The sequence below is a fragment of the Halomonas sp. C22 genome, from assembly GCF_007655045.1.
Taxonomy (GTDB): Bacteria; Pseudomonadota; Gammaproteobacteria; order Pseudomonadales; family Halomonadaceae; genus Vreelandella; species Vreelandella hamiltonii.
This window is the reverse complement of sequence record NZ_VBVC01000013.1, coordinates 15,579-36,975: the sequence shown is the minus strand read 5'-3', so window position 1 is coordinate 36,975 and position 21,397 is coordinate 15,579. Positions and strand designations below refer to the sequence as shown.

The window sequence follows — 21,397 nt, the reverse complement described above, 5'->3', positions numbered from 1 at the left end:
GGCTTTTTCGTTTTAGCGCTCTATCCTGGCATCACTGCGCAGGTCATCGATCAATCCTTGAATGATCGCCTGAGCCCGCAGCTGTTCGGCCATTTGTGACACGAAAGCATTCATCTGCTCGTCGGCCTGCCCTTCGTTGACACTGTCCAATGCAACGACGGCAACGCCCTGAGGCAAGGCCACGGCACGGTAAACGCTGTCGCCCTCTTCAGGGTGTGGCATACGGAACACTTCACGGATCAGCGTTTGTGGCAAAGTGCTGTCCGATTGACGGGTGATGTTGGACGCACTCATCCAGTCCAGCTCCAAGGCTTGACCGTCGCGCAGAGCCGCAATCATCTCATTGGCCTCTTCCTGCAAGGCCTGCTGGCGCTGCTGGGCCGCTACGGCCTGTTCTACCTCATCACGCACGTCGTCAAGAGGCAAGAGCGTCGCGTCACGATGCTCGGCCACGCGCAGCACCAGGCGACGGTCACTGTCCAGCTCGATGACCTCACTATTGTAACCTTCACCCAGCACGTCAGCGCTGAACGCCTCATCCAGCACGCCCGGCTCGGAAAGCGCTCCTTCACCTTCCCCACGCGCCAACCAGTCGCTCTCGTTGAGCGTCAGGCCGAGGTCATCCGCAACGGACTGCAGATCGTCTGCCGCGAAGCTCTCATCGATCAGACGCTGCACCTGACGATTGAAGTCATCATTGACCTCACGCAGCGCCACTTCCTGGGCCAAACGGTCACGCTGCTCTTCGAAAGAAGGCGCATCCAGCTCGGTAACCTGCAGGATATGGAAAGCACCGTCCATTTCGACGACCTGGGACGTCTCACCGACCCCAAGGGCAAACGCAGCGTCATCGAAGGCATCGCCAAAGAAGCCGCGACTGATCACGCCCAGATCACCACCCTGCTCGGCACTGGCGGTGTCGTCCGAAAAACGCACGGCGGTGTCGGCGAAACTCTCACCACTGTTCAGGTCAGCCAGCGCCTCATTGGCCAGCTGCTGGGCCTCTTCACGGCCACGCTCGGAACCAAAGGTCACCATGATATGGGAAACACGACGGTCGGCATCGCGATTCTGCTCACTCCAGGCAGCGCGGAGTTCGCTCTCGTCCACAGCAATATCTTCAGCCATGGCCTGGCGGTCGATCACCACGTACTCGACGCGCACCTGCTCCGGGCGCTCGAAGCGTTCCTGGTTGGCGTCATAGTAGGCCTGCATCTGCTCCTCGGTGACCTCTACTTCATAAGCAGCATCATTGGCATCCAGTATCACGTAGCGGAAATCTCGCTGCTGGCCTTGCAGGTCTGCCAGACGCTGCTCTTCATTGGCCAAGCTGAAGTCACTGAAGGCCAAGCCCTGCTGCAGTTGCTGACGCTTGATATCCATCCGCAGCTCTTCACGGAACGAGAGCGGCGTGTAACCCGCTCCTGCCAGACGATTCCGGAACATTTCTGCAGAAAAGCGCCCATCCTGATCATGAAACTCAGGCAGTGTCACGATCATCTGGTCAAGCTGAGCGTCGGAGACGTAAAAACCGCCGTCCTCAGCATACTGACGCAGTAAAGACTGAGTGATGAGCTGGTCGAGCATATCGTTGCGCAGTGCCCGCTCCTGCTCAGGAGGCACTTGCCCAGAGCGCAGCGCACGCTGCACTTCGAGCTCCACCTGCTGACGCACGATGGGCTCGCCGTTGACGCTCGCCACTTCATTGGGGTCGCTACCAAAGACACTGAACAGCGACTCCACACCAAAAAGCGCCATGGCCGCGACCATGACACCAATGATTATCTTGGCACCCCAGCTTCTGGAGCCATCTCGAATACTTTGCAGCATGCTAGCCTCAGATCATCAAAGCCATTTATCGCCCAAACCATCGGGCCAGAAAAGAACATGGGCGCATCGCGGATGCGATGCGCCCATTAGCTTACAGCAAACGCGAGCCAATTAGTTGACGGCGTCTTTCAGCGCTTTACCGGCTTTGAAGCTGGGCACTTTGGCAGCGCTGATTTCGATCGGCTGACCCGTCTGAGGGTTGCGACCCGTACGGGCGGCACGTTCTTTGATGGCGAAAGTACCAAAACCTACTAAAGAAACGCTTTCGCCTTTTTTGAGGCTATCGGTGACAGACTCCACCATGGCATCCAATGCGCGGGTTGCCGCTGCTTTCGGAATATCAGCAGATGCGGCAATAGCTTCAATCAGCTCGGACTTATTCACACTTCACCCCTTGACTGTTTCAAAAAAATGGCTTTGAACGGCACGGTCACCGAGTGCAACAACCTCAAAGCATAGCTGCGTTTTATAGCAATGCCTTGAAACACCTGTCAAGCAACCGTGCCGTGAAATGCCCGTCGCTCAAGGCATTGGGCAAATTTATTAAGCAAAATTAAAGCAGGACTGCTTTAACACTTAATGGGTGCTTGCAACAGCATTGGTACTGAACGACTTATCCGCTGCTTTCAACGCGGCCTTGTCGTCCACCGATTCGGCTAACGCAACGGCCAATACGTCATCTATCCATCGTACGGGACGAATATCAAGTGCTCCTTTGATATTATCCGGCACTTCCTTGAGATCTCGGCGATTTTCCTCAGGGATCAGGACGGTCTTTATACCACCGCGGCGAGCTGCCAGCAATTTCTCCTTCAACCCCCCGATGGGCAGTACCTCACCGCGAAGATTGACCTCTCCGGTCATGGCCACGTCACAGCGAACCGGACGCAGTGAATAGGCCGACACGATGGCAGTGACCATGGCGATACCCGCACTAGGTCCGTCCTTGGGCGTCGCGCCTTCGGGCACATGGATATGCAGATCTTCATTCTCAAAGCGCTGAGGATCGATACCGTAAGCAACGGCCCGTGATTTGACCACGGTCTGTGCCGCACTGACCGACTCTTTCATGACGTCGCCCAGTGAACCGGTCTTGTGCAGACGCCCTTTGCCAGGCGTCACGACGGACTCGATATTGAGCAGCTCACCGCCTACCGAGGTCCAGGCAAGCCCCGTCACGCGCCCTACCTGGTCCTCTTGTTCGGCCAGACCGTAGCTGTAGCGACGCACGCCAGCGTAGGTCTCGATATCGTCGGCCAGGAGTACCTGTTTCGCCTGCAGCTGGCTCCCGGCTTTGGTGCCCGAAGTACGCTCCGCTTCCAGCCTTTCGCGCAGCACTTTACGGCACACCTTGGCGATCTGACGCTCCAGCTCGCGCACTCCCGCCTCGCGGGTGTAGTAGCGCACCAGCTCTAGCAAGGCATCGTCTTCCAACGCCAGCTCTTCGTCTTTAAGGCCATTGGCCTCCAACTGTTTGGGCAGCAGGTAGCGTTTGGCAATGGCCAGCTTCTCGTCTTCCGTGTAGCCCGGCAGACGAATGATTTCCATGCGATCCAGCAGCGGCCCGGGAATGTTCATCGAGTTGGCCGTACAGATGAACAACGTCTCGGAAAGATCGTAGTCCAGCTCCAGATAGTGATCGCTGAAGCTGTTGTTCTGCTCTGGGTCCAGCACTTCCAGCAGCGCTGAGGCCGGATCACCGCGATGGTCCATGCCCAGTTTGTCGACTTCGTCCAGCAGGAACAGCGGGTTTTTGACCCCTGCCCGACTCATCCGCTGCATCAACTTGCCAGGCAGAGAGCCAATGTATGTCCTGCGATGGCCGCGAATCTCGGACTCGTCTCTCACGCCGCCCAGCGCCAGACGCACGTACTTGCGGTTGGTCGCCTTGGCGATGGACTGCCCCAGAGAGGTCTTGCCAACGCCAGGTGGGCCGACCAGACACAGTACCGGGCCACGCATCTTGCGAACGCGCTTTTGCACCGCAAGATATTCGAGAATGCGCGCCTTGACCTCTTCCAGACCATAGTGGTCTTGATCGAGCACTTCTTGCGCTTTGACCAGGTCATGCTTGACACGAGTGCGCTTTTTCCAGGGCACGGCAATCAGCCAGTCCAGGTAGGAGCGCACCACGGTAGCCTCGGCAGAATTCGACGACATCATCTTGAGCTTGTTCAGCTCCTGGGTTGCCTTGTCGGAGGCTTCTTTCGGCATACCCGATTCTTGAATGGCACGCTCATACTTCTCGGCCTCATTGGGCACATTGTCCAGCTCACCCATTTCTTTCTGGATGGCCTTCATCTGCTCGTTCAGGTAGTACTCGCGCTGGGTCTTTTCCATCTGCTCCTTGACCCGGGAGCGAATGCGTTTTTCGACCTGCAGCAAGTCGATTTCTGATTCGATCAGCGCCATCAGGTGCTCGATACGATCACGCACCCGATCCATTTCGAGCAGGTCCTGCTTGTCACCGATCTTCAATGACAAGTGTGCGCAGATTGTGTCTACCAAACGGCTGGGATCTTCTATACCCGACAGAGAGTTGAGCACTTCATTGGGCACTTTTTTCGACAGTTTGACGTATTGCTCGAACTGATTGAGCAGCACGCGCACCAGCGCCTCCTGCTCACGACTGGTCAGAGGCTCACTGTCGCGGGGCAGAAGATGGGCCTGAGTGTAACCGGCCTCGTTCTCCTCGATACGGACGACATCCGCACGAAAGCTGCCTTCGATCAGCACTTTCACCGTGCCATCAGGCAATTTGAGTAGCTGCATGATGTCTGCCACGGTGCCCATGGCATACAAATCCGTATTGTCCGGCTCATCTTGAGACGCTTCACGCTGAGCCACCAGCAATACACGTTTGTCCGCTTCCATCGCGGCTTCAAGCGCTTGAATGGATTTTTCGCGACCCACGAAAAGCGGAATGACCATCTGCGGGTACACGACCACATCCCGCAGCGGCAACAGGGGTAGACATTGTGTCTGATCGGCGTTCTGCTGCATCGCAGACGTTCCTCAATTTCGGATGAGTACTTGAACGGCATTCAAGCCGGATACTTTGCCAAGCAGCTCATGATACAAGACGTATGAACAACAAGGGGCCGCCTAGGCGACCCCTTGGATTGGCGCATGCGGTGGTCATGAGACCGCGCGGAAACCCGGGCGGTTAACCATCGGTGCCGTCAACGCGGGCAGCCTCTTGCTGGGAGTAGATCAGCAGTGGCTCGCTTTCGCCGGCAATCACCGAACCTTCGATGACCACTTTGCTGACGCCTTCCAATGAAGGGATTTCGTACATGGTATCCAGCAGCACGGACTCCAGAATCGAGCGCAAACCACGAGCTCCGGTCTTGCGCTCCATGGCTTTGGCAGCCACGGCACGCAGTGCCTCATCCCTGAACTCCAGCTCCACGTCTTCCATCTCGAACAGCTTGGCGTACTGCTTGACCAGCGAGTTCTTGGGCTCCGTGAGAATCTGCACCAAGGCATCTTCGGTGAGCTCGGTCAACGTGGCGATGACAGGCAAACGACCCACGAACTCGGGAATCAGGCCAAATTTCACCAGATCCTCGGGCTCGACGTCGGCCAACAGCTCACCCACGCCCCGACTGGACTCCTTGCTTTTCACGCTGGCATTGAAACCGATACCACCTTTTTCAGCGCGATCACGGATGACTTTGTCCAGTCCGGCAAAAGCACCACCAACGATGAACAGGATGTTGGCCGTATTGACCTGTACGAACTCCTGCTGGGGATGCTTGCGCCCACCTTGGGGAGGCACGGACGCCGTCGTTCCTTCGATGAGCTTGAGCAGCGCCTGTTGAACACCCTCACCCGATACATCACGAGTAATCGAGGGGTTATCCGACTTGCGAGAAATCTTGTCGATCTCATCGATATAGACAATGCCACGCTCGGCTTTCTCTACATCGTAATCACACTTCTGAAGCAGTTTCTGGATGATGTTTTCGACATCCTCACCCACATAGCCCGCTTCTGTCAGCGTAGTGGCGTCTGCAATCGTGAAGGGTACATTCAATAGCCGCGCCATGGTTTCCGCCAGCAGCGTTTTGCCGCTACCGGTAGGACCAATCAGGAGAATGTTGGATTTACCCAGCTCCACGTCGCCTTCGCGCACCTCTGATTTGAGACGCTTGTAGTGGTTGTATACCGCTACGGACAGCACCATCTTGGCGCGGTCTTGCCCGATGACGTAATCGTCCAATGTATGACGTATTTCGCGGGGCGTGGGTAAACGCTCCTCATCGCTCTCGGCATCGGCTTCGAGAACTTCCTCGCGAATGATGTCATTACACAAGTCGACACACTCATCGCAGATATAAACGGACGGGCCAGCAATCAGCTTGCGTACTTCGTTCTGGTTTTTACCGCAAAACGAGCAGTACAGCAGCTTGCCACCTTCGTCCTTGCCTTTGCCGTCGGCCATTCGCGTACCTCTGTCACTAAGGCGGCCAGAGCCGCCTGAAAAGCTCTTAGAAAAGCAGAATCCTACTACGCTATCAGGATGTAGGACGCTTATCCAGCACTGCGTCAATCAAGCCATACTCTTTTGCTTTATTGGCGCTCATGAAGTTATCACGGTCGGTATCACGGGCCACCGTTTCGATATCTTGACCCGTATGATGGGCCAGAATCTGGTTCAGCTTCTCACGAATACCGAGAATTTCACGGGTATGAATCTCGATATCCGACGCCTGACCCTGATAACCGCCCAACGGCTGGTGGATCATGACGCGCGAGTTGGGCAGACAGTAGCGCTTGCCAGCAGCACCCGCCGTCAGCAGCAAGGCGCCCATGCTGGCCGCTTGACCAATACACACCGTGGAGACGTCCGGCTTGATGAACTGCATGGTGTCATAAATCGACATGCCAGCCGTGACCGAACCGCCAGGCGAATTGATGTACAGATGAATATCTTTGTCGGGGTTCTCAGACTCCAGAAACAGCAGCTGAGCGACCACCAGGTTGGCCATGTAGTCTTCCACAGGACCCACCAGAAAAATGACGCGCTCTTTCAACAGGCGCGAGTAGATGTCGTAGGCTCTTTCCCCTTTGGCGCTTTGCTCCACCACCATGGGCACTAAACCGCCGGCGTTTTGAATATCAAACTCACTCATTCGGGTGATTCCTTGCGTCCGGTAAGGGAAAAGCGCACCTGAGAACAGGTGCGCGACTCGATGAGATCAGGCGCTCGCCTGCTCGCTTTCTTCAGCGGTCTCATCTTGCTCAGCCTGCTGCTGGGCGGCTGCCAGTGCCTGCTGATAAGACATTTCAACATCTTTGACGTTCGTTTGCTCCAGCAGTTTCTCGACCGCCTTCTCTTCGAGGATGGCAGACTTCACCTGGGTTTTGAGCTGCTCGTTACCCATGTAGTACTCGACGACTTCCGAGGGGTCTTGATACTGCTCAGCCAGCTCTTCCACCTTCGCCTTGATGGCGGCATCATCGGCATCCAGCTCGTTGGATTTGATGACTTCCGCCAGCAGCAAGCCTACCTGCACGCGGCTCTTGGCCTGGTCGGCAAACAGCTCATTGGGCAGTTGGCTGACGTCGAAGTCTTCACCCAGACCGAACTGCTGAGCTGCCTGACGCTTCATGGCGTCGGTTTCCTGCTGCACCAGCGCGCTCGGCACGGGGATGTCGTTGGCTTTCTTCAGCGCATCCAGCACCTGCTGCTTGACACGGTTATCCACGGCTTGTGCCGCTTCACGGGTCATGTTCTTCTTGATTTCAGCGCGGAACTGGCTTTCGTCGCCGCCTTCAACGCCAAAACGCTCGATGAACGCCGCATCCACTTCCGGCAGCTTCTGGCTGCTGACCTTGTGGACAGTGACCTTGAAAGTCGCTTCCTGACCTGCCAGGTGCTCGGCCTGGTAATCCGCCGGGAAGGTGACGGAAATCGTTTTCTCTTCACCCGCCTTGGCACCGATCAGCTGATCTTCGAAACCAGGAATGAAGCTGTTCGATCCGATGACCAACGCGTGGCCTTCAGCACTGCCGCCTTCGAAAGGCTCATCGCCCAGGAAGCCCTGAAAATCGATGGTGACCTGATAGCCAGAGGCAGCAGCGGCGTCGACTTCTTCCCAGGCAGCGTTTTGCTTGCGCAGGGTATCGATCATCTCGTCGACATCGGCATCATTGACGGCGACGACCGGACGCTCTACTTCAGTACCTTCGATGGAGGCCAGCTCGACCTGCGGGTAGATTTCCATGATCGCGACGAACTCGAGATCTTTGCCCGCCTGGTTTACCTTGGGCTCGATCTGCGGGAAGCCAGCAGGATTGAGGCCTTCTTCGGTGATGGCGCGCACGTAACGCTCGCGCATGACTTCGCCAACCACTTCATTGCGCACGCTGTCGCCGTAACGCTGGTTAACAACGGCCATCGGCACCCGGCCTTGGCGAAAACCGTTCAGGCGAACGTTTTTCGCAGTCTCTTTCAAGCGAGCGCTGACGGCCCCATCGATTTCTGCTGCCGGCACTTGAATAGTGATACGGCGTTCGATCTGGGAGGTCGTCTCGACGGAAACTTGCATGAATTGTCCTCTAGCGGCTGGGCGTTGGGTTGATTACGTAAAATTGATTCAAGAGGGCGATTTTAAGAACCCTGACGCAAGGAGGCAAGCGCCATGCTCGCAAGATGGGGGCTAGCCCTCCAATTTCAAGGGTTCGGGCATCAAAAACAGGCGCATTCCAATGCTTGCACGACTTCAAGCACGCGAACGCCACCAAAGCGTGACGGCATGCAACAGTAGCCCACAGGTGGCCGCGTGGGAGATGAACTCCTGCCAACTGATCCACGCCGTGAACAGCGCATGCCAACCACCCATGATGATGGCGCCCAACAACATCATGACACTAAGGCGCTTGAGCAGCGCTGGCAACCGCTGACGAGCCTCGACGGGAAGCATCTTCCACTGCACCGCAGCCGCCCCTGCCACCAGCACCAGGGCCATGACGATCAGCGTTTGACGAGTCTCATGCCCGCCCGCCAGATAGCGCGGCAAAGCAGACAACATGACCACGCACAGGCCAATGGCAATGCTTACCCGTTCAGGAGAGTGAGCCGCTGACTGCATGGTTACGCCACCTTCAACTGCTGAGCCACGATCCACTCTTCCACCCACGGCACTGCAGCATCATCGGCCATGAAGGTCTCCATGGCATCGACTTCCAACCGCTCCCCGAGACGCTGAGCGCCCAACGATGTCAGCAGCTCGTCCAGTGCACGGCCGGCACCGCAGAACGTATCGCCATAGGAGCTGTCGCCGAGCGCGATCAGTCCGTAACGAAGACCGGTGAGCGAAGGTGACTGGTCTTTCAGGCTGCGCACGAACGGTACGATATTGCCAGGAAAGTCGCCACTACCGGTGGTCGACAAGCAAAACAGCGTCAGGTCATTATCTCCACTCACGTCTGTCAACGTGGGCTGTTCAGACACCACTACGGCATATCCCGCCTTCTCGAACAGCGGCTTGACCTGCTCGGCTACGTCAAGAGCACCGCCATACATGGTGCCCACCACAATCGTCATCTTTGGCATTGCTTACTCCCGGTTCACAATGTTCAGTCGACAAATACCTGATGAATTTGGTCAAATATTAACACGACTTGCAAAAGCCGCGCACGTTGCGCACGCCCTTCTTCCTTCTACTCTTACATCTTCTATCTGCAGGAGCGCTTATGCAGCAAGCCTTTGAGACATGGATCACCCCTATCATGATCGGCGGCTTGATCGTGTTCATGTGCTTCATCATTTGGGATTTGGCCAAAAAGTCGAATGCAGGCAAATTCGGCACGATCATGCTGTTCGTCGTACTCGGCGCAGGCATGATGGGTTACATCATCAAAGTCATCATCACCTGGTTGATCGAAGGGAGAGGCCTGTAGCCTTTCTAATCTTTCAGCCATAAAAAAAGGAGTGCTGTCCAGCACTCCTTTTCGACATGGGTGGTCAAGGCTAATCCGGCTTGCCAAGACCACTTTCGCTCGCATACCGCTCTACCTGCTGCTTGAGCTTCTGACCAGGCCTGAAGGTCACTACCCGGCGCGCCGAAATCGGAATTTCCTCTCCGGTCTTGGGGTTGCGCCCTGGACGCTCACGCTTGTCCCGCAGGTCGAAATTACCAAATCCTGACAGCTTCACTTGCTCGTTTTCACGTAAGCAAGCGCGAATCTCTTCGAAAAAAGCTTCGACCATCGCTTTTGCTTCTCGTTTTGACAGCGCCAGCTCGCTATGTAAATGCTCTGCTAGCTCTGCTTTGGTCAACGCACCCATAAGGCTCCTCCATGTAGCAAACGGTGTAGCAAACGCACTGCCAGGATCGTGGTAAGCGTCATGTCATGGCATGGCGTCATCAACCGCGCAGATCAGCGTTCAGCTCGGTACGCACGGTAGTCACAATGGCATCAACCAACTGGTTGATTTCTTCATCATTTAGCGTGCGCGATGCGTGTTGCCAGGTCAAGCCCAGCGCAATGCTCTTGTGACCTTCCGCAACGCCCTTACCAGCATAGACATCAAACAGCTTGATGTCTTTCAAGCTTTCTCCCGCCTGAGACTTCGCACAGTCGAGCAGCGCCTGCACTGGCGTCTCTTCCTTGACCGTGAACGCCAGATCGCGGCGCACTTCTGGATAGCGGGAAAGTGGTTCAAAGGCGGGAACTGCACCTTGACTCAGAGCATCCAGTCGCACTTCGAACAGCACGGCATCCACTTTCAGGCCCAATTTGGCACGCACCTGAGGATGCAGCGTTCCAATCCAGCCAACCGGCTTCCCTTTATGCAGCACCTTGGCCGTCTGCCCCGGATGCAAAGCCGAGTGCTCGCCAGGTTCGAAGCGCCAATCTTCTGCAGCCCCCCCTAGTGCCAGCACACTCTCAAGGTCGCCCTTGAGATCATAGAAATCGACGGCTGCCTTACCGCCACTCCAGCCTTCTGCTTCACGACCACCGCACACCAGCGCCCCCATCATGGGCACTTGAGAAAGATCGTCCAGCGGGCCATTGAACACCAGGCCCGTCTCGAAGAGACGAACGCGCGACTGCTGGCGATTGAGGTTGTGCTCCAGCGCCCTCACCAGCCCCGGAAACAGACTGGCTCGCATGACGGACAGATCCGCCGAAATCGGGTTGGCCAATACGGGTGATACGGCGTCGGGCAGCAGTGCCGCCTGAAGGTCTGGCGCCACGAAGCTATACGTCACCGCTTCCTGATAACCACGAGCCACCAGCTGGTTACGCAGACGCGCCAGCGTCAGGGTCGACTCGTTGGCAGGACGCAGCGCCAGGCGAGCGGCTGGTCGGCGGACGGGCAGATTGTTGTAACCATGCACACGGGCGACCTCCTCGATGAGGTCTTCTTCGATGGCAATGTCGAAACGCCAACTGGCTGCCTTGACCTTCCAACCCTCCGCCAAGCGCTCCACTTGCAGCCCCAGACGCTCGAGGATATCGCTCACCTCATCACCTGGCAGCTGCTTGGAAAGCGCTGCTTCGAGTCGTGCTTCACGCAGCATGATGGTCTTCGGTGCAGGTATTGCCTGCTGGTGAACAGCTTCCGTAACCGGGCCAGCCTGACCACCACAGATCTCCAGCAGCAATTGGGTCGCCCGTTCGATCGCGCTACTGGCCAACTCAGGGTCCACCCCACGCTCGTAGCGGTGCGAGGCATCCGTATGAAGGCCATAAGAGCGAGCCTTGCCCGCAATCGCTAGCGGCGCGAAAAATGCAGACTCCAGGAAAATGGTGTGCGTTTTCTCGCTGACGCCAGAGTTTTCCCCTCCCATGACACCGGCCATGGCCAGGGGCCCACGCTCATCAGTAATCAACAGCGTATCCTGACGAAGCGCTACGTCCTGGCCGTCCAGCAAGGTCAGTCGCTCTGACGACTGCGCCATGCGCACACAAATACTGCCGTGAAGGTTGTCGCGGTCAAAGGCATGCAGCGGCTGACCCAGCTCGAGCATGACGTAGTTGGTGACATCGACGACCGGGTCGATCGAGCGCACGCCACTGCGGCGCAGCCGCTCCACCATCCATAGCGGCGTTTCCACCTGTACGTCGACACCCTTGATGACACGACCCAGATAGCGGGGGCACTGCTCTGCGGCGTCCACGCGCACAGGGAAAGTATCGTCGATCGTGGCGGGCACCGGCGTAATCTGCGGGCCGCTGACAGGCAGTCTGTTCAGCACGCCCACTTCGCGCGCCAACCCTTTGATGCTCAGGCAATCACCGCGGTTAGGCGTCAGATCGACCTCGATGGTCATGTCGTCCAACTGCATGTACTCGCGGAAGCTGACGCCGACCGGAGCTGCCTCGGAGAGTACCAGAATGCCTGGCGAGGTTTCCTCCTCCAAACCCAGCTCGGATGCCGAGCAGATCATGCCATTGGATTCGACACCACGCAGCTTGGCTTTCTTGATCTTGAAGTCGCCCGGCAGCACTCCGCCCACCTGGGCAAAAGGAATTTTCTGACCGACTGCCACGTTGGCGGCACCACACACCACCTGGACGGGCGCGCCGGTACCGTCATCCACGGTGCACACATTGAGCTTGTCGGCATCCGGGTGCTTCTCTTTACTCAACACTTCGGCAACGACGACGCCACTGAAAGCTGCAGCAACGGCCTCGACCGCGTCGACTTCGAGCCCTGCCATGGTGATCTGATCGGCAATGGCTTGCGCATCCAACTGCGGAGCAACCCATTCACGCAGCCACTGTTCTGAAAACTTCATAATTTTTCCCGTCGTAAGCAGCAGTATCAGGTGAATTGGCGCAGGAAGCGCAAATCGTTCTCGAAGAATAGGCGTAGATCATTGACCCCATAGCGCAACATGGCCAGACGCTCGGCGCCCATGCCAAATGCAAACCCGGTATAGCGCTCGGTATCGATCCCCGAATGACGAAACACCTCAGGGTGCACCATGCCGCAACCCATGACTTCCAGCCAGCCACTGTGAGAACAGACACGACACCCTTCACCGCTGCACATCACGCACTGAATATCGACTTCCGCCGAGGGTTCGGTGAACGGAAAGTAGGAAGGACGAAAGCGAACTGACAAGTCGTCACGCTCGAAAAACGCCTGCAGGAAGTCTTCGATAGTGCCTTTCAAGTCGGCAAAACTGACGCCCTCATCCACCAGCAGCCCTTCCACCTGGTGGAACATGGGCGTGTGGGTCAGGTCGGAATCGCTACGATAAACGCGCCCCGGACAAACGATCCGGATGGGCGGCTCGCTACTTTTCATGGTACGCACTTGCACCGGCGAGGTATGGGTACGCAGCAACCGCGTCGCATCGAAGTAAAACGTATCCGCCATGCCGCGCGCAGGATGATGGGCAGGAATGTTGAGTGCTTCGAAATTATGGTAGTCGTCTTCGATTTCAGGCCCTACCGCCACATCGTAGCCAATTCTGGTAAACAGCCCCTCGATACGCTCCAGCGTTCGCGTCACGGGGTGCAGCCCTCCGCTGGCTTGCCCACGCCCTGGCAGAGTGACATCGATGCGCTCTGCTGCCAGGCGCGCATCCAGGGCGGCATTTTCCAGCTGCTGGCGCTTGCTATCGATTTCCGCCGACAGGGTCTGCTTGGCCTGGTTGATCTGCTCACCTGCGGCAGGTCGCTCTTCGGCCGATAGTTTACCCAACCCTTTCAGCAAGGCAGTCACTTCGCCTTTCTTGCCCAGGTAACGTACGCGCAACTCATCCAGCGACGAGACACTCTGCGCAGCCTGGATAGCTTCGCGGGCCTCAGACACCAGAGTAGGAAGGTGGTCCATCCGATTTCACTCCGAATTAAGCGGCTCCATCCACGGGGATGGCAGGCATGTTGAAGGTGACAAAAAAACAGGGGAAGAGCGGCTGCTCTTCCCCTGCATGGGTCACACTGAAATGACCACGGGCATTTCACGCTGGGCTAGCCCAGTGAAAAGTGCCTTATTGGGCAGCCTTGGCTTTTTCCACGATAGCAGCAAATGCGGCTTTCTCGTGTACAGCCAGGTCGGCCAATACTTTACGGTCGATTTCAATACCGGCTTTCTTCAGGCCACCTACGAAGCGGCTGTAAGACATGCCGTTGATACGTGCACCAGCGTTGATACGCTGAATCCACAGAGCGCGGAATTGGCGCTTGCGGTTGCGACGGTCACGGTAGGCATACTGACCGGCCTTGATGACAGCCTGCTTGGCTACGCGGAAAACACGCGAACGGGCACCGTAGTAACCTTTGGCCTGCTTCAGAACTTTTTTATGGCGACGACGGGCAACTACGCCACGCTTAACACGGGTCATAACACACTCCTGACTTTATGACTGAGACGGTGCTCAGATAAGAAAATTCGACCTTACAGGTTCGGCAGCATGCGCTGAATCAGCGCTTTGTCGGAAGCATGCACTTGCTTCATGCCACGCAGCTGACGCTTACGCTTGGTCGACTTCTTGGTCAAGATGTGGCTACGGAAAGACTGCTTGTGCTTGAAGCCGTTAGCGGTCTTTTTGAAGCGCTTGGCAGCGCCGCTGTTGCTTTTGATTTTCGGCATGAGATAACTCCGCTCGATATTTTTTAGAAAACCCAGGGCCGACCAGCGCAAATGCGCTGGCCCGTTAACAACGCCGTTGGATCACTTCTTTTTCGGGGCAAGGATCATGATCATCTGGCGGCCTTCCATTTTCGGGAAAGACTCCACCGCTCCGATCTCTTCCAGGTCTGCCGCGATCCGCTCCATCAGCTTGCGACCGATGTCCTGATGCGCCATTTCACGACCACGGAAGCGCAATGTGACCTTACCCTTGTCACCACCTTCCAGGAAGCGAATCAGGTTTTTAAGCTTGACCTGATAATCGCCCTCGTCGGTGCCAGGACGGAATTTGACTTCCTTGACCTGGATTTGCTTCTGCTTTTTCTTTTGAGCCGCTTTCTGCTTCTTGGTCTCAAAAACGAATTTGCCGTAGTCCATGATCTTGCAGACGATGGGGTCGGCATTCGAGATTTGCACGAGATCCAGACCTGCCGCTTCTGCACGCTCAAGAGCCTCGGAGGTGGGCACTACGCCCAACTGCTCGCCTTCGGCATCGATTAAACGTACTTCTTCTTCGGTGATCCGCTCGTTCATTGGTGGGCGTTTATCTTGTGGACGCCCGCGCTGATTGCTTCGCTTGATTGCTCTGTCTCCTTAGGCAATTGACGATGTCGCCAGGGCTGCTCTCTCTTCACTGAACCTTTCGATGAATTCGTCGATGGTCATGGTGCCGAGATTTTCGCCGCTGCGAGTACGCACGGCCACTGAGTCAGCTTCTACTTCCTTATCTCCTACCACCAGGAGATAGGGAACTTTCTGTAATGTATGCTCACGGATTTTAAAGCCGATCTTCTCGTTCCTCAAGTCCGCCTTGACCCGCAAGCCATTTTTTTGCAGCCGACGCTCTACTTCCAGAGCAAAATCGCGCTGTGCATCGGTAATCGTCATCAACACCGCTTGCTGCGGGGCCAACCATAATGGCATAGCACCGGCATAGTGCTCAATCAAAATACCCAGGAAACGTTCGAAAGAGCCCAGAATGGCACGATGAAGCATGACCGGTGTCTTGCGCGCACCGTCTTCATCCACATACTGAGCACCCAAGCGGCCCGGAAGATTGAAGTCCAACTGCAAGGTACCGCACTGCCATACTCGATTCAGACAGTCGCGCAGCGCAAACTCGATCTTGGGACCGTAAAACGCCCCTTCGCCTGGCTGCAACTCCCACGCAAGTCCCGTGGCATTCAAGGCAGCTTCCAGACCCTGCTCGGCTCTATCCCACATTTCTGCTTCGCCAAGGAAGTCTTCAGGACGCGTGGACAGTTTGAGCTCTACCTCGTCGAATCCAAGCGTTTTGTAGACTTGCAGCGTCAGCGCAATGAACGCTTCGGCCTCTGCCTGAATCTGCTTTTCGGTACAGAAGATGTGCGCATCGTCCTGGGTAAACCCACGCACCCGCATCAGACCATGCAGTGAACCAGAGGGTTCATTACGATGGCAGCTGCCAAACTCGGCCAGACGCAAAGGCAGGTCGCGGTAGCTCTTCAGCCCCTGGTTGAACACCTGCACATGGCAAGGGCAGTTCATCGGCTTGACCGCGTACTCACGCTTTTCGGACTCGGTGGTGAACATCAGCTCACTGTAGTGACCCCAGTGGCCTGATTTTTTCCACAGCGAGAGATCGACCACCTGGGGTGTCTTGATCTCCTGATAACCATGCGCCCGCTGTACGTTACGCATGTACTCTTCCAAGGCCTGGTACATGGTCCAGCCATTGGGATGCCAAAAAACCATACCGGGAGCCTCTTCCTGCAGGTGGAAGAGGTCCATCTTGCGCGCCAATTTACGGTGGTCACGCTTCTCGGCTTCCTCCAAGCGCTGCAAGTAAGCCTTGAGCTGTTTCTTATCGCCCCAAGCCGTGCCGTAAATACGCGTGAGCATCGGATTGGAAGCGTCGCCGCGCCAGTAAGCGCCCGCCAGCTTGGTCAACTTGAAGGCTTTCAGGTGCCGGGTATTCGGCACGTGCGGCCCCCGGCACATGTCCGTGTACTCTTCATGATGATACAGGCGAATCGCAGCACCTTCCGGAATATCACGGACGATTTCCTGTTTGTAGGGCTCGTCACGCTCTTCGAAGGTGGCCATGGCCTTGGCACTATCGACGTATTCACGTATTACGTCGTACTCCTGGTCGATCAGCGCCTGCATGCGCTTCTCGATCGCCTCCAGATCTTCTGGCGTCACGGATTGACCAAAATCGATATCGTAGTAGAAACCATCATCGATAACCGGGCCAATCGCCATCTTGGCGCTGGGGTAGAGCTGCTTCACGGCATGGCCGATCAGGTGGGCACATGAATGGCGGATGATCTCCACCCCCTCGTCGTCCCGCGCCGTGATGATGGAAACATCGGCATCCTGCTCGATGATATCCGCTGCGTCCACCAGCACCCCATCGATCTTGCCCGCCACGCAGGCCTTGGCTAAACCAGGACCAATGGACTCTGCCAGCTGCATGATGGAAAGGGGGCTATCAAATGTTCTCTGGCTGCCGTCAGGCAGTGTCACTATGGGCATTCAAATATTCCTTGAGCGCAGTGGTGATCCATACCAGGGATCACATTTCGCTATCAACGGTAGAAAAACGGGCTCGAAACCGGCCGACAGCCTAACAGACTTTGGCACTTCATAAAATAAAACGGGAGGCCCATGGCCTCCCGTTCTTTGACTCTCTTTCAGCGCCACACATGTGGCCTGTCAAGGAGCATCATACCGACAAGTGATTAGTTCCACTCATCCAGTTCTACGCGACGGTTCTGCGCACGACCTTCGTCAGTGTCGTTGGTCGCAACAGGACGCTCTTCGCCGTAACCTACAGCACGCATGCGGTTAGCTTCTACGCCACGCTGGGCAAGGTAGGCAGCCACGGACTCGGCACGACGCTGAGACAGGTTCTGGTTGTACTCGGCAGCACCACGTGAGTCGGTGTGGCCTTCGATGCTGACACGTACGTCAGGGTTGTTGACCAGACGCTCGGCAACACCGTTCAACACTTGCTGTGCATTGGCAGTCAGCTGTGCGGAGTCGAACTCGAAGTTGACATCACGCAGTACCAGGCTTTCCGGGCAACCCAGCGCGTTCACGGCAACACCAGCGGGGGTATCAGGGCACTGGTCACGGTAATCCGGCACGCCGTCACCGTCGGAGTCCAGCGGACAGCCATTGGCGTCTACTGCCACACCAGCAGGGGTACCCGGGCACTGGTCACGGTAATCCGGCACGCCGTCACCGTCTGAGTCCAGCGGGCAGCCTTCAGCGTCAACTGCCACGCCTGCAGGCACTTCACCATAGCTCGGGCACTGCGGTGCAACCGGCTCAGGGGTGTGGTCGGCACACAGCAGACCACCGATGGCAGCGCCAGCTGCGAAGCCAGTGGCAGCGCCGCTCTCTTCGTCAGAGCTGCCGCTAGTCGCGTAGCCAATGCTGCCACCGATCAGGCCGCCAGCAAGTCCACATACGGCGGGATGCTGGTACCAGCTACGGTCACTGCTTGCACTCGCCTGACCAGAAGACTGAGAGGCAGAGCTGGCGCAGCCAGAGAGGCCTACTACGAGGGCAGAACCGATTAGCAAGCCAGTTGTTGATTTTTTCATGCAAGACTCCTTCTTGATCCAATGCTGATATGGTCTGTGACCAAATCTATCTAATGCTTCTTTTAGCGAGAGCATCCATTTTTCGCTGTTCTTCTTCAGGATGGGCGCCGGAGCGCATCATGAAATCGAACGAGGTGCCTATCATTAACGTTTCAGCGTTAGAAGGCAACAATGCCGTGATATCAACTTCTTGCCAATACCAACGTGTTTAGCATAGCAAAGCTGACACCAATGACACTAAAAATCAGTGTAACGCCTTGGAACCTTTGGCTCGCCACTGGATCACAGCTGCGGCAGCGGCAAGCACCGCAGGTCGCATTTCAGCTTCCACTTCGAGCCGTTCCTTGTCTTCACGCATCCGCTCTCGGGGCGTCAATTGCTTGCGAGCAGAGTGGGTCTTGAGATGCCGCGTCCGGTTGTAGACTTCGGCAAATGCTTGAAATTCTGGCCTTTCTGCAAGACTAGGATCAACGATTTCCAGCAGCACCTTACACCGCCAAGAGCCTTCGGTGATATCCACCTGCTCCTGCACCAGCGCGCTTACGACGTAATCCAGATTTTCAAGGCTGTTCTGCTGAGCACGCTGCTCTTCCTCGATACGAAAAGCTTCCCGACGCTTTACCTCCTTCCGCAGGGAATACGCATAGCCCCCCAGCCCGGCAATCACCATCAACGCGACAGCCAGCAACAGTAGTGCAACGGTAGAGCTCATGAAACCTCTTCATTCAACCGTGAAATAGTTTAACGAAAATTGTACACCGTTTTCTACAGCGTAGACCAATTTTGTCATTTGCTCGTCCTCGCTACCCAAGGGCCGAGGGCAGCAGAAAAGTATAATGGTCCAACAAGAGCGCGCCAAACAGTCCCAGCAGGTAACGAATGGAAAACCAGAAGGCAAGCAGCGGCGCTTCTTGGTCATCCCCTTTCCATACGCGCCAGCTCCAATAAATGAACCGCGCATTGAGCGCTACGGCAATCACAAGATAGACCCAGCCACTCATCCCGACGACAACCGGCAAAAGTGATGCGGCAACCGTCAACCAGCTGTAGAGCCAGATCTGCAGTTGCGTAAACACGACGCCATGCGTCACGGGCAACATGGGGATGCCGGCTCGGGCGTAATCGTCACGCTTGTGGATAGCCAACGACCAGAAATGCGGCGGTGTCCATACGAAGATGATCAACATCAGCAGCAAGGGCTCTGCTGATACGCTGCCCGTCACGGCGACCCACCCAAGCAGCGGCGGCGAGGCCCCTGCCACACCACCAATGACGATATTTTGCGGCGTGGCACGCTTGAGGTACGCGGTATACAGCACGGCGTAACCCACCAAGGATACCAGCGTCAGCGCAGCCACTAGCGTATTCACCTGCCAGGCAAGCAGTCCAATGCCCGCCACCGAGAGCCCCACGGCCCATAGCACGGCCACCCAGACAGGCAAGCGGTGTGCCGCCAACGGCCGCCGTGACGTACGCGTCATCACAGCATCCAGATGGCGGTCGATGATATGGTTGAACGCGGCGGCCCCACTGGAGGCCAACCCGACCCCCAGAAGGCCGTAGATGACCGCTTTCAGTGGCGGCACCCCTGGTGTCGATAGCGCCATGCCTACGGCCGTACATACCAACATGACGACTACCACGTTGAGCTTGCACAGTAACACCAGCTCTTTCAATACTCCCCAGCGCACGGCAGGCAAGGTGCTATCCAGTGTTGCGTATCGCATAGTGATCACCTGATGGATTGTTATTGTTTTCAAGGTCAATCATTGGACTATCGGGCCTGCACGTATAACGCTTTCCCGTCGAGCGCCTGCACTGCGTGTGACCGTTCAGGCATATAACGGTAGCGCCACCAGGCCCACCCCAGCCCCAGGCACAACAGCACTGCGCCAGCGGTATGCAGCAACGCCAGCCACAACGGCAGCCAGAGCAACACATTGGCAACACCTAACCCTGCCTGTAATACATACAGCAACACGACCATGGACAAGGCACCCACGACCTCACTCTGGCGGCGATGGCGCCACCAGAGCGCCAACAGCACGATACCCAGCAGCAACGCACCTAAACGGTGTACCACGTGAATGGCAGTGCGCGCATCGGCATGCAGTTGACCATGCAAATAATTGGGGCCCACGGTCTGGGTCAGATGAAACCCTTCGCTCAAATCCATTTCAGGCCACCACTGGGTGTTGCAGGTGGGAAACCCTTGGCACGCAATGCCGGCATAATTGCTCGTTACCCAGCCCCCCAGTGCCAATTGCAGCACCAGCGCCGCCCCAGCCAGCAGCCAAAGCAGGCTTGGCTTTCGGGGAGGCGCCAACACCCCTTTTGCCAACCGCCGGATACGCAGATGAAGCCAGAAAAACAGCATCAACACACTCAGCCCGCCCAACAAGTGCAGCGTGACCACCTGTGGCCAGAGCTTCAAGGTCACGGTAAATGCGCCAAACGCGCCTTGGATGAGGATCACTACCAGTAGCGCGACGCTTACCTTCCACGGGTAGCCTTCTCGGCGCCTCAATGGCCACCCCAGAAGCAGCGTTCCGATCACCAGCAGCCCGAGAAAACTGGCGACATAGCGGTGCCCCATCTCGACCCAGGCCTTGAACGGGTCGAGCGGCACATCCGGATGACGCAGTGCCGCATGCTCGCTATCAGGCACCAGCAATCGCCCATAGCAACCAGGCCAATCGGGGCACCCTAGCCCAGCATCCACCAAGCGAGTCCAAGCCCCCACCAGAATGACCAGCATCGTCAATAGCGTGCCTGCCAGGCTCAACGCTACCAGCAGGCGCAAACGGTGCTTATCGGAATGAATCATCACGTGTCCTTACGGCTGTTCAGTCGCCGGGAGAAAATTACAGAGCATTCACTTTGAACAAGTGCCTGATATCTTTGAGCATGTCTGACGCAGTGGCCGTTGTGTGATAGGCCAGCGCTGGGCGGCCTGCGGGGTCCAGCACCCAGACTCGTTGCTCACCACGCCAAGTGGGCAAGGTGTGCCATGTCGTAGCAGCCTCCCCAGGCAATATCTGCAAGTCGCCGCCTATCCTGATGCGTTGCAAGCGCCCTGCCTCCCGTCCGAGCGCACGGTGCAAACGCCACAGTTCATCCTGTCTTGCGTCACAGGGCTCCACGCACTCGAACACCAGCATCCACTGCTCACCAGGCCCAAGTCTAGACGTTAGTGGCCACTCCTCCAGTGGTGGCGCAGTCACGGAAACATCGCCATGAGCGGTGTAATGGGAAGGTATACCGATGCGCCATGTCACCATGACCCATGCGATCACCACTGGCGCGGCAAACGCAACGAACAGTAACATCAGGATAAGACGAGGAAAACGCTTTGCGCTGGAGGACATCG

At 56.8% G+C, this 21,397-nt stretch carries 21 protein-coding genes; 1 reads left to right on the top strand and 20 read right to left on the bottom strand.

Translation table 11 applies throughout. The features are described 5' to 3' along the window. Window positions 1–12 precede the first annotated feature (12 nt). The 8 genes from FEU76_RS17315 to FEU76_RS17280 form a co-directional block, all read right to left on the bottom strand. Window positions 13–1,830 carry a SurA N-terminal domain-containing protein gene (locus FEU76_RS17315; protein ID WP_039181810.1) on the bottom strand — a complete coding sequence of 606 codons (1,818 nt, stop codon included), beginning with the start codon at window positions 1,828–1,830 and terminating at the stop codon, window positions 13–15. 111 nt (window positions 1,831–1,941) lie between these two features. Then, window positions 1,942–2,214: an HU family DNA-binding protein gene (locus tag FEU76_RS17310; RefSeq protein WP_009724302.1), complete on the bottom strand. Its 273-nt coding sequence runs from the start codon at window positions 2,212–2,214 to the stop codon at window positions 1,942–1,944. A 192-nt stretch (window positions 2,215–2,406) separates the two neighbouring features. Then, window positions 2,407–4,833 (bottom strand): endopeptidase La, encoded by a 2,427-nt coding sequence (lon, locus tag FEU76_RS17305; RefSeq protein WP_144984627.1) that lies wholly within the window; start codon window positions 4,831–4,833, stop codon window positions 2,407–2,409. Window positions 4,834–4,996: 163 nt separating this feature from the next. Next, window positions 4,997–6,277 (bottom strand): ATP-dependent Clp protease ATP-binding subunit ClpX, encoded by a 1,281-nt coding sequence (gene clpX, locus FEU76_RS17300; protein ID WP_039181818.1) that lies wholly within the window; start codon window positions 6,275–6,277, stop codon window positions 4,997–4,999. A gap of 73 nt (window positions 6,278–6,350) precedes the next feature. Further along, window positions 6,351–6,968, bottom strand: coding sequence for an ATP-dependent Clp endopeptidase proteolytic subunit ClpP (gene clpP / locus FEU76_RS17295; protein ID WP_016913935.1), 618 nt, complete (start codon window positions 6,966–6,968; stop codon window positions 6,351–6,353). A 66-nt stretch (window positions 6,969–7,034) separates the two neighbouring features. Further along, window positions 7,035–8,387 (bottom strand): trigger factor, encoded by a 1,353-nt coding sequence (gene tig / locus FEU76_RS17290; protein ID WP_144984624.1) that lies wholly within the window; start codon window positions 8,385–8,387, stop codon window positions 7,035–7,037. 174 nt (window positions 8,388–8,561) lie between these two features. After that, window positions 8,562–8,930, bottom strand: a complete 369-nt coding sequence (locus tag FEU76_RS17285; protein WP_096922926.1) for a hypothetical protein — start codon at window positions 8,928–8,930, stop codon at window positions 8,562–8,564. Between the two features lie 2 nt (window positions 8,931–8,932). Continuing rightward, window positions 8,933–9,394, bottom strand: coding sequence for a flavodoxin domain-containing protein (locus FEU76_RS17280; RefSeq protein WP_039181827.1), 462 nt, complete (start codon window positions 9,392–9,394; stop codon window positions 8,933–8,935). A 140-nt stretch (window positions 9,395–9,534) separates the two neighbouring features. On the opposite strand from FEU76_RS17280, the gene FEU76_RS17275 reads away from it, so the two are divergent. After that, window positions 9,535–9,741: a DUF2788 domain-containing protein gene (locus FEU76_RS17275; protein ID WP_039181829.1), complete on the top strand. Its 207-nt coding sequence runs from the start codon at window positions 9,535–9,537 to the stop codon at window positions 9,739–9,741. Between the two features lie 70 nt (window positions 9,742–9,811). Here the strand turns inward: FEU76_RS17275 and FEU76_RS17270 are convergent, their stop codons facing one another. The 12 genes from FEU76_RS17270 to FEU76_RS17215 all read right to left on the bottom strand — a co-directional run bounded on the left by FEU76_RS17270 (window position 9,812) and on the right by FEU76_RS17215 (window position 21,395). Next, window positions 9,812–10,129 carry an integration host factor subunit alpha gene (locus FEU76_RS17270; protein WP_039181832.1) on the bottom strand — a complete coding sequence of 106 codons (318 nt, stop codon included), beginning with the start codon at window positions 10,127–10,129 and terminating at the stop codon, window positions 9,812–9,814. A 79-nt stretch (window positions 10,130–10,208) separates the two neighbouring features. Continuing rightward, window positions 10,209–12,590, bottom strand: coding sequence for a phenylalanine--tRNA ligase subunit beta (gene pheT / locus FEU76_RS17265; protein ID WP_144984621.1), 2,382 nt, complete (start codon window positions 12,588–12,590; stop codon window positions 10,209–10,211). 26 nt (window positions 12,591–12,616) lie between these two features. Next, on the bottom strand, window positions 12,617–13,636 hold the full coding sequence (gene pheS / locus FEU76_RS17260) for a phenylalanine--tRNA ligase subunit alpha (RefSeq protein ID WP_039181837.1): 1,020 nt from the start codon (window positions 13,634–13,636) through the stop codon (window positions 12,617–12,619). 157 nt (window positions 13,637–13,793) lie between these two features. Further along, window positions 13,794–14,147, bottom strand: coding sequence for a 50S ribosomal protein L20 (gene rplT / locus FEU76_RS17255; protein ID WP_009097607.1), 354 nt, complete (start codon window positions 14,145–14,147; stop codon window positions 13,794–13,796). A 53-nt stretch (window positions 14,148–14,200) separates the two neighbouring features. Then, window positions 14,201–14,395: a 50S ribosomal protein L35 gene (gene rpmI / locus FEU76_RS17250; RefSeq protein ID WP_039181842.1), complete on the bottom strand. Its 195-nt coding sequence runs from the start codon at window positions 14,393–14,395 to the stop codon at window positions 14,201–14,203. 81 nt (window positions 14,396–14,476) lie between these two features. Continuing rightward, window positions 14,477–15,016 (bottom strand): translation initiation factor IF-3, encoded by a 540-nt coding sequence (infC, locus tag FEU76_RS17245; protein WP_081135803.1) that lies wholly within the window; start codon window positions 15,014–15,016, stop codon window positions 14,477–14,479. 12 nt (window positions 15,017–15,028) lie between these two features. Next, complete coding sequence (thrS, locus tag FEU76_RS17240) at window positions 15,029–16,951, bottom strand: threonine--tRNA ligase (RefSeq protein WP_144984619.1); 1,923 nt, start codon at window positions 16,949–16,951, stop codon at window positions 15,029–15,031. Between the two features lie 206 nt (window positions 16,952–17,157). Then, window positions 17,158–18,027 (bottom strand): OmpA family protein, encoded by an 870-nt coding sequence (locus tag FEU76_RS17235; protein ID WP_039181848.1) that lies wholly within the window; start codon window positions 18,025–18,027, stop codon window positions 17,158–17,160. Window positions 18,028–18,271: 244 nt separating this feature from the next. Continuing rightward, complete coding sequence (locus FEU76_RS17230; protein WP_144984616.1) at window positions 18,272–18,739, bottom strand: DUF2489 domain-containing protein; 468 nt, start codon at window positions 18,737–18,739, stop codon at window positions 18,272–18,274. Between the two features lie 91 nt (window positions 18,740–18,830). Continuing rightward, the gene (locus tag FEU76_RS17225; RefSeq protein WP_144984613.1) at window positions 18,831–19,754 is read right to left on the bottom strand and encodes a heme o synthase; all 924 of its coding nucleotides are present in this window, start codon (window positions 19,752–19,754) and stop codon (window positions 18,831–18,833) included. A 47-nt stretch (window positions 19,755–19,801) separates the two neighbouring features. After that, window positions 19,802–20,854 (bottom strand): COX15/CtaA family protein, encoded by a 1,053-nt coding sequence (locus FEU76_RS17220; protein WP_144984611.1) that lies wholly within the window; start codon window positions 20,852–20,854, stop codon window positions 19,802–19,804. A gap of 37 nt (window positions 20,855–20,891) precedes the next feature. Beyond that, on the bottom strand, window positions 20,892–21,395 hold the full coding sequence (locus tag FEU76_RS17215; RefSeq protein ID WP_144984608.1) for a hypothetical protein: 504 nt from the start codon (window positions 21,393–21,395) through the stop codon (window positions 20,892–20,894). Window positions 21,396–21,397 lie beyond the last annotated feature (2 nt).